We start from the raw sequence: 1,336 nt of genomic DNA, 5'->3' as shown, positions 1-1,336 counted from the left end.
TGAGGTTCCCCCGGTTTCCCGGAGTGTTTCCTATGTGGTTTCGGTCAGCTCGGCGTGGCTGCTGACAGTGTCGGGTAGATCATGTTGTCGGGCGTACCAGGCGGCCTCGTACTCGTCCGGGGAGAGTCCGCCCAGCCCCTTCTGGATGCGGCGGGGGTTGTACCACCCGTCGATGTAACGGAACAGGGCCGTGTCGGCTTCCTCTCGGGTGGCCCAGGTGGTGCGGTAGACCAGCTCCACCTTGATCGTTGACCAGAGGTTCTCGGCCAGGGCGTTGTCGAAGCTGTCGCCGACGCTGCCGGTCGAGGGGGCGATACCCGCATCGGCCAGCCGCTGGGTGAAGCGAATCGCCGTATATTGACAGCCCTTATCGGAGTGGTGAATGAGCTGCCCGGTGCGCACGTCGCGGCTCCACAGGGCGAACTCCAGCGCGCCCAGCACCAACTCGGTGTTGGCCCGGTCGGAGGTCTTCCAGCCCACGACCCGGTTGGAGAAGGCGTCGCGGACCGAGGCCAGCCACAGCACGCCCTGGCCGGTGAGGATCCTTGTCAGGTCGGCGACCCACAGCCGGTTTGGCGCGGACGCGGAGAAGTCGCGGCAGACCAGGTCCGGCGCCGCCTGATGACGCGGGTCCTGGCGGGTGGAGCCGGTCGTGAAGCCCTTGCGCATGAAGGCGCCCTGCAGCCCGGCCTGGCGCATGAGGCGCTCGACCCGCTTGCGGGAGACGCGGACGCCGCGTCGGCGCAGCTCCAAGTGGATGCGTGGTGAGCCGTAGGTGCCGGCGAACTCGTGACCGGCCCGGATCTTAACGATCTCCTCCAGCAGCAAGGCATCGGCCACCGCTCGTGCGCTGGGCCGGGCGACGCGCTCACGCCATCCGTAGTAGGTGGAGACGGGCACGCCCAGGACCCGCAGGATGGGTTCGACCGCGGCAAGGCCAGGGTGGGTGTCGATGAACCTCATGACCGCCGCCGGGTCAGGTCGAACTCCTGGGCGAAATAAGCGCTGGCCGCCCGCAGGATCTCGTTGACGCGCCGCAGTTCGGCGTTCTCCTTGGCCAGCCGCCGGTTCTCCTCCAGCACCGCGGTGCTCGGCAGGTCGTCACGCTCGCCGTGATCGGCCTGGTCCTGCCGGATCCAGTTCCGCAGCGCCTCCCGGTGGATGCCCAGCTGGTCGGCCAGGTGCGCGATGACCGGCTTGGGCTCGGCCTGCCGATACAGCCTCATCGCGCGTTCGCGTAGCTCCAGCGGGTACTTTCGCTTCCCCATAATCGAGACCTTTCCCATGATCCGTGGACCATGATCCAAAGCCTCCGGAAAAACGGGGGAAGCTCAAC

General features: G+C 67.4%; 2 protein-coding genes. Both read right to left on the bottom strand.

Annotation, left to right across the window (positions count from 1 at the left end):
- Positions 1-30 precede the first annotated feature (30 nt).
- A complete protein-coding gene (locus tag ACSDR0_RS50625; RefSeq protein WP_435296137.1) occupies positions 31-963 on the bottom strand; it encodes an IS3 family transposase in 933 nt (310 codons plus the stop codon).
- Positions 960-1,268 (bottom strand): transposase, encoded by a 309-nt coding sequence (locus ACSDR0_RS50620; protein ID WP_355575034.1) that lies wholly within the window; start codon positions 1,266-1,268, stop codon positions 960-962. The genes ACSDR0_RS50625 and ACSDR0_RS50620 overlap by 4 nt, the downstream gene beginning before the upstream one ends.
- Positions 1,269-1,336: the final 68 nt, after the last annotated feature.

This window comes from Streptosporangium sp. G11 (genome assembly GCF_051192615.1).
Lineage (GTDB): Bacteria > Actinomycetota > Actinomycetes > Streptosporangiales > Streptosporangiaceae > Streptosporangium.
The sequence above is the reverse complement of the archived record's forward strand: the minus strand, read 5'-3'. Positions and strand labels throughout refer to the sequence as shown.